The sequence below is a fragment of the Streptomyces sp. SID5910 genome, assembly GCF_009862125.1.
GTDB lineage: Bacteria > Actinomycetota > Actinomycetes > Streptomycetales > Streptomycetaceae > Streptomyces.
Genome location: NZ_WWHX01000585.1, coordinates 1 through 5997, shown reverse-complemented (window position 1 = coordinate 5997; position 5997 = coordinate 1). Strand labels below are relative to the sequence as shown.

At 72.5% G+C, this 5997-nt stretch carries 7 protein-coding genes and 1 pseudogene; all 8 read right to left on the bottom strand.

Annotated features, from left to right (window positions below):
* Positions 1 to 313: pseudogene (locus GTW67_RS20340) on the bottom strand (SRPBCC family protein); the annotation flags it as partial.
* Complete coding sequence (locus GTW67_RS20335) at positions 310 to 1002, bottom strand: DNA primase (RefSeq protein WP_161165807.1); 693 nt, start codon at positions 1000 to 1002, stop codon at positions 310 to 312. The gene GTW67_RS20335 and the pseudogene GTW67_RS20340, both read right to left, overlap by 4 nt.
* Positions 999 to 1262, bottom strand: coding sequence for a gas vesicle protein GvpG (locus tag GTW67_RS20330; protein ID WP_161165806.1), 264 nt, complete (start codon positions 1260 to 1262; stop codon positions 999 to 1001). Before GTW67_RS20330 ends, GTW67_RS20335 begins: the two co-directional genes overlap by 4 nt.
* A 5-nt stretch (positions 1263 to 1267) precedes the next feature.
* Positions 1268 to 2041, bottom strand: a complete 774-nt coding sequence (locus GTW67_RS20325) for a GvpL/GvpF family gas vesicle protein (RefSeq protein ID WP_161165805.1) — start codon at positions 2039 to 2041, stop codon at positions 1268 to 1270.
* Positions 2038 to 2475, bottom strand: a complete 438-nt coding sequence (gvpJ, locus tag GTW67_RS20320) for a gas vesicle structural protein GvpA (RefSeq protein WP_161165804.1) — start codon at positions 2473 to 2475, stop codon at positions 2038 to 2040. The genes GTW67_RS20325 and gvpJ overlap by 4 nt, the downstream gene beginning before the upstream one ends.
* Before the next feature lie 48 nt (positions 2476 to 2523).
* Positions 2524 to 2955 (bottom strand): gas vesicle protein GvpO, encoded by a 432-nt coding sequence (gene gvpO / locus GTW67_RS20315; protein WP_161165803.1) that lies wholly within the window; start codon positions 2953 to 2955, stop codon positions 2524 to 2526.
* 113 nt (positions 2956 to 3068) lie between these two features.
* Positions 3069 to 4010, bottom strand: coding sequence for a non-homologous end-joining DNA ligase (ligD, locus tag GTW67_RS20310; protein WP_161166238.1), 942 nt, complete (start codon positions 4008 to 4010; stop codon positions 3069 to 3071).
* Complete coding sequence (locus GTW67_RS20305) at positions 4007 to 5854, bottom strand: transketolase (RefSeq protein ID WP_161166237.1); 1848 nt, start codon at positions 5852 to 5854, stop codon at positions 4007 to 4009. Before GTW67_RS20305 ends, ligD begins: the two co-directional genes overlap by 4 nt.
* Positions 5855 to 5997 lie beyond the last annotated feature (143 nt).

The following is a 5997-nucleotide window of genomic DNA, read 5'->3' as shown; positions in this document are numbered from 1 at the left end:
TCTTCACCTTGCCGGCGCCGACCTCGAACGCGGCCCGCATCGGGCTCTTGCCCTCGGCGAGCTTGCGTCCGCCGTCCAGGGCGAGCTTGGCGAAGCCGGGGCTGTTGCCCTCGGCTATGTCGTTCAGCTTGCCGGTGGTCTCGCCGAGCTTGGTGCCGACGCCCGTCAGCAGCCGGGTGACCTGGGCGGCGAGGTACTCCTGCACCTCCGCCTTCAGGCGGTCGGCCGCCTCGCTCTGCGCCACGTCGGCGAGCGGGTTCTTCTTCGCGGCCTTGCCTGCCGTGGAGGCCGCGGAACCGAGAGTGTCGGTCATCGCTCACCACCGCCCTTCGACTGCCGGGACCCGGCGCCGCGGGCGGGCGCCGACTTCTTGCCGGCCGCCTTCTTCGCGGGCTGGGCCCGCTTGGCGGCCGTCTTGCGCGCGGGCGCCTTCGCCGCGGCCTTCTTCGCCGGGCGCTTCGCGGGGGTCTTCTTCGCCGCGCCGCGCGCCGCCTCGGACGCCTTCTTCGCGGGCCGCTCACGGCGCCGCTCGGGCTCCTCCCGCGACTCGTCGGACTCGTGCGAGTCGTCCGAGTCGTCCGACTCGCCCCGCGGCTCCTCGTCGCGCTCCTCGTCCTCGTACTCCGAGTCCTCCGAGTCCTCGGAGTCGCGGGAGTCGGAGCCCACGCCCGGCGCCGCCGAGGCCACGCCGGAGAGCTGGTCGCGGACCTGCGCGGTGCGCCCGTGGAGGCGGTCGGCGAGCGCGTCGATCTGCCGCTCGACCATGGCCCCCGAGGCGGCCTTGCCCACGCCCCGCAGGTCCGTGCGCAGCTGGTCCCCGATCTCCTTGAACTGCGGGTTGTTCTGAAGCTGCGAGGAGACGAGCTCCGCGATGCCCTTCGGGGTCAGGTTCAGCTTCTTGCCGGCCACCATGGTGCCCACGGCGACCGCCATTTTCAGTTTCTTCGTGCGTCCCAGCAGATAGCCCGCCCCTACGGCGAGGCCGAGTCCCATTCGATTCATGGTGCCGTCCCGTTGCCCAATCCCGCGCTGTGGCGCGTAGCGATCTCCAGCCGGTCCAGGAGGGCGTCCTCCTCCTGGTCGAACTCCTCCTCGGTGATCTCCCCGGCGTCCAACCGCTCTTCCAGACGGGCGAGTTCGGCCCGGATCGTGGAGGGGTCGTAGTAGATGCGCTCGGCCTCGCCGAGCACCTGTCTGATGGCCCAGCCGCCGGCGCGAGCCGGGGCGAGCGGCAGGAGGAGGATCTCCGAGATGAGTCCCACGGTCGTCACCCCGCTCCGGCGTCCGCACCACCGGCCGCGGTGCCCGCGGGCTCGGCCGGGCCGGGCTCCACGAAGCTGTACGGCGGCAGCGGCCCGTTCACCCGCACCTCCAGGTGCGGCATCTCCCTGCGGGCCCGCTCCACGGCGGCCATGAACTCCTCGGCCGACTCCCGCTTCACCAGGAACGACACGTTGGCGAGCCAGCCGGTGGACTCGGGGCCCACGCTGACGGCGTCGGCGGCCGGCTCCAGGGCGCTCTCCAGCGCCGCGGCGTCCTCGGCCTCCTTGCCCTTGACGGCGGAGGCGACCAGCTCGCCGAGCTGGATCTTGGTCTCGTAACTGCCGCCGCCCGACTGCCGGTTGGACTCCGCGAGGGCGCGGATCTCCGGGTTCTCGGCCATCACGTGGTGCAGCACCGCTTCCTCGACGTGATTGGCCTTGATGTTGTACTCGACCCGGTCGTCCAGGGCCCGCAGGCGCTCCCGGTAGTGCTCGGCGCGCTCCGCGAGGACGCCGGTGACCGCGCTGTCGTCCGGGGCGACGCTGCCGAACCGCATGGGCAGCACACAGCCGGCGGCGCCCGCCTCGCTGAGCACGTTCTGGTGGGCGAGCAGCTCCCGGCGCTTGGGGCGCAGGTCCTCGGGGGCGTCGCTGACGACGGCCGCCAGGTCGCCCTCCTGGAGGATCCGCACCTCACGGGGCGGGTCGCCGACGCCCGTCAGCCCTTCCGGGAGCGAGGTGCGGGATCCGTCGGTGATGCCGTAGACGTACGTGCTCACTCCTGCTCCTCCTTGCGGCGCGAGGGCGCGGCCTTGCGGGTACGCGGCCGCGAGGCGGTCTCCCGCTCGGAGCCGCTGTCGTCACGGCCCTGCTTGAACGCGTCGGATATGGTCTCGGCGGCGCCGGACAGCGCCCCCTTGGACTTGCCCCGGGCGCCGGACTCGGTCATCTCCCCGACCAGGTCGGGCAGGCCCGGGTCCTTGCGCGGCCCGGACTCGAGGTCGAGCCTGTTGCACGCTTCGGCGAAGCGCAGATAGGTGTCGACACTGGCGACGACGACACGGACGTCGATCTTGAGGATCTCGATGCCGACCAGGGAAACGCGCACGAATGCGTCGATGACGAGCCCCCTGTCCAGTACGAGCTCGAGAACGTCGTAAAGGCCGCTGCTGCCGCCTCCGCCGCCGGTCTGCTGTGCCGGTACGACAGTCATGCCGGATGTCCTCCATCCATTCCGTGGGTGTGTGTCCGTCCGGGCGGTTCAGCGTCCGCCGGAACCTCGCGCGTCGGCCCTCCCGCGCTCGTAGCGCCTGACCCGCCGGTAGCCGGTGAGCTGCCCGTCCGGGTCGAGTTCCACCTGGTAGCTGCCCATCAGGCTCATCGTGTCGGGCACCCGCTCGAGCTCCAGGACCTCGACCTCCAGGGACCAGCCCTCCTCCGTCTGCTCGAAGGACGACACGCTCTCCGCGGTCATTCCGGTGAGCTCGGCGAGCTGGGCCCGCGCCTCGCGCAGGATCTCCATCGGCCGGGGCCGACGCGCCTTATGTGAGTTTTGTGATTCCTGTGATTCTTGTGAGTCCTGTGGTTCTTGTGAGTCCTGAGTCTTACGAGAACTCTGTGTTCTAGAACTCTGTGTTTTACGTGAACTCTGTTGTGGACTCTGCGATTCGGACGTGTTGTTCGTGTTCGACATGGCCACCTCCCCCTCCGTGTGGCCGCAAGCGTGTTCGCCAAACCTCCACGGCCCCATGCATGTGCCACACGTTCGCGCAACCGGAGCGGCCGGCGTCCGGGCCGCGCGACTGGTCAGCCGCGCAGGGCGCTCAGCCGTCGCCGGGCGGGCGCCAGGGCCCGCGCGCGGCTCATGACCCCGTCCCAGGGCCGGGTGCGGGCCTGCTCCACGGCGTCCGCGACCGTCCAGCGGCGGGCGTGCAGGCCGGGGTCGTCCAGCTGGTCCCAGGACAGGGGGGTCGCCACCGGGGCGCCGGGCAGGGCGCGGACCGAGTAGGGGGCGACCGCCGTCTGCGCGTAGGCGTTGCGCTGGATGTCGAGGTAGAGCCGGTCGCCGCGGTCCTTCTTCCGGGCGGCGGTGGTGAGCCGGTCGGGGTGGGCCGCGGCGAGGGTGTCGGCGACGTCCCGCGCGAACTCCCGTACCTCGTCGAAGTCCTGCCCGGCTCTCAGGGGGACGATCACGTGCAGGCCGCGCGAGCCGGTGGTCATCAGGGCCGAGGGGAGCCCGATCCCGTCGAGCAGTTCGCCCAGCAGGACGGCCGCCTCGCGGACCCGGGGGAAGTCGTCACCGGCCGGGTCGAGGTCGAAGACCATCCGGTCCGGCCGGTCGGCGTCCCCGGCCCGGGACAGCCACCGGTGCAGGGTCAGGGCGGCCTGGTCGGCTAGGTACAGGAGGGTGGCGGTGTCGTCGCAGACGGTGTGGCAGACGGTGCCGCCCTCCTTCGCCACCTCGACGCGGGAGATCCAGTCCGGGTAGTGCTCCGGGGTGTTCTTCTGCATGAACCGGGGGCCGTCCACGCCGTCCGGGTGCCGCTCCAGCATGAGCGGACGGCCCCGCAGGTGCGGCAGCATGAACGGCGCGACGGCCCGGTAGTAGTCGACGAGGTCGCCCTTGGTGTACTCCTCGCCGCCGCTCCCGTCCCGGCCGCTCCCGGCGGGGAACAGCACCTTGTCGGGCCGGTGGACCTCCACGGTGTGCCGGCCCGCCCGGACGGTCCGTGCGACGCCGTGGCTCACGCGACGACCGCCTCCCCCACCAGCAGCCGGCCGGCCGCCGCGATGGAGTCGGCGTCGATGCCGGCCGCGCGCAGCTGCTCGTCCGGCGTCGCCGAGCCGGGCATCGTCCGTACGGCGAGCCGGACCAGGCGCGGCACGGGCCGGCCGTCGGTGAAGGCGTCGAGGACGGCGTCGCCGATGCCGCCCTCCTCACGGTGGTCCTCCACGGTCAGCAGGCAGCCGGTCTCCTCGGCGGCACGCCGCAGCGTCTCCCGGTCCACCGGCTTGACCGAGTACAGGTCGATCACCCGGACCGGGATGTCCTCCCCGGCGAGGGCGTCGGCCGCGGCCAGCGCCTCGTGCACGGTGTCGCCCGCCGCGACGACGGTGAGCCGGTCGTCTTCCGAGGAGCGCAGCACCTTGCTGCCGCCGACGGGGAACTCCTCGTCGGGCCCGTAGATCACCTTGGTCTCGCCGCGGGACGTGCGCAGGTAGCGGATGCCCTCCAGGCCGGCCATCTCGGCGACGAGGCGGGCGGTCTGGTTGGCGTCGCACGGGCAGAGCACGGTGGAGCCGTGGACGGCCCGCATCATGGCCAGGTCCTCCAGCCCCATCTGGCTGGGCCCGTCCTGGCCGATGGCGACGCCCGAGTGGGAGCCGACGAGATTGAGGCCGGAGCCGCTGATCGCCGCCATGCGGACGAAGTCGTAGGCACGGGTGAGGAAGGCCGCGAACGTCGTGGCGTACGGCACCCAGCCGCGTGCCGCCATGCCGACGGCGGTGGCGACCATCTGCTGCTCGGCGATGTAGCACTCGAAGTAGCGCTCGGGGTGCTGCTTGGCGAAGAACTCGGCGCGGGTGGAGTCGCCGACCTCGCCGTCGAGGGCGACGACGTCGCCGCGGGCGCCGCCGAGCGCGGCCAGTGCCTCGCCGAAGGCGTTGCGGGTGGCCAGCTCGTCGCCGAGCTCGTAGCGGGGCAGTTCGAGCTGTCCGGAGCCGGCCGAGTGCAGGGCCCGCGCGGTCGGCGGTTCGCTCACCCGGACGGTGAGGTCGCGCGGGCCGCCGAGTTCGGCGATCGCCTCGTCGGCGTCCGGCAGCGGCTTGCCGTGCTGGCCCTCGCGGTCCTCGACGGCCTCGACGCCCTTGCCCTTGAGGGTGCGGGCGATGATCGCGGTGGGCTGGCCCCTGGTGGACAGGGCCTCGCCGTAGGCGCGGTCGACGGCGTCGACGTCGTGGCCGTCGATCTCGATGGTGTGCCAGTCGAAGGCCCGGAAGCGGCGGGCGTAGGCGTCCAGGTCGTGGCCGTGGCGGGTCTGGCCGCGCTGGCCGAGCCGGTTGACGTCCACGATCACGGTGAGGTTGTCGAGCTGCTCGTACCCGGCGTGCTCGGCGGCCTCCCACACCGATCCCTCGGCCATCTCGCTGTCGCCGCACAGCACCCACACGCGGTAGTCGGCGTGGTCGAGGCGCTTGCCGGACAGGGCGATGCCGACACCGACGGGCAGTCCCTGGCCGAGCGAGCCGGTGGCGGTCTCGACCCACGGCAGCCGCTGCGGCGTGGGGTGGCCCTCCAGGCGGCTGCCCAGCTTGCGGAAGGTGAGCAGTTCCTCGTCGTCGATGGCGCCGGCCGCCTTGAAGGCGGAGTACAGCAGGGGCGAGGCGTGGCCCTTGGAGAGCACGAAGCGGTCGTTGCCGGGGTGGGCGGGGCGCTGGAAGTCGTAGCGGAGGTGGTTGGCGAGCAGTACCGCCATCAGGTCCGCCGCGGACATCGAGGACGTGGGGTGTCCGGAGCCCGCTGCGGCGGAGGCGCGCACGCTGTCGACGCGCAGCTGCTGTCCGAGTTCGACGAGTTCACCGGTGTTCATGAGTCTCCTTCGTAGGGTCCGTCGGTACGCCTGACGGGACCGGGGGCGATGCCGGGGCCGGGCGGCGGCTGGTCGGCCGGCGGTTCGGGTCCGGGGTCGGCGGGGCCGCGGGCGGAACGGGTCGGGGCGGGCGCGCCGGCACC

Coding starts and splice junctions, on each gene's coding strand:
- GTW67_RS20305 (WP_161166237.1), bottom strand. CDS start 5,854: ATGAACACCGGTGAACTCGTCGAACTCGGACAGCAGCTGCGCGTCGAC.
- GTW67_RS20335 (WP_161165807.1), bottom strand. CDS start 1,002: ATGAATCGAATGGGACTCGGCCTCGCCGTAGGGGCGGGCTATCTGCTG.
- gvpJ (WP_161165804.1), bottom strand. CDS start 2,475: ATGACTGTCGTACCGGCACAGCAGACCGGCGGCGGAGGCGGCAGCAGC.
- gvpO (WP_161165803.1), bottom strand. CDS start 2,955: ATGTCGAACACGAACAACACGTCCGAATCGCAGAGTCCACAACAGAGT.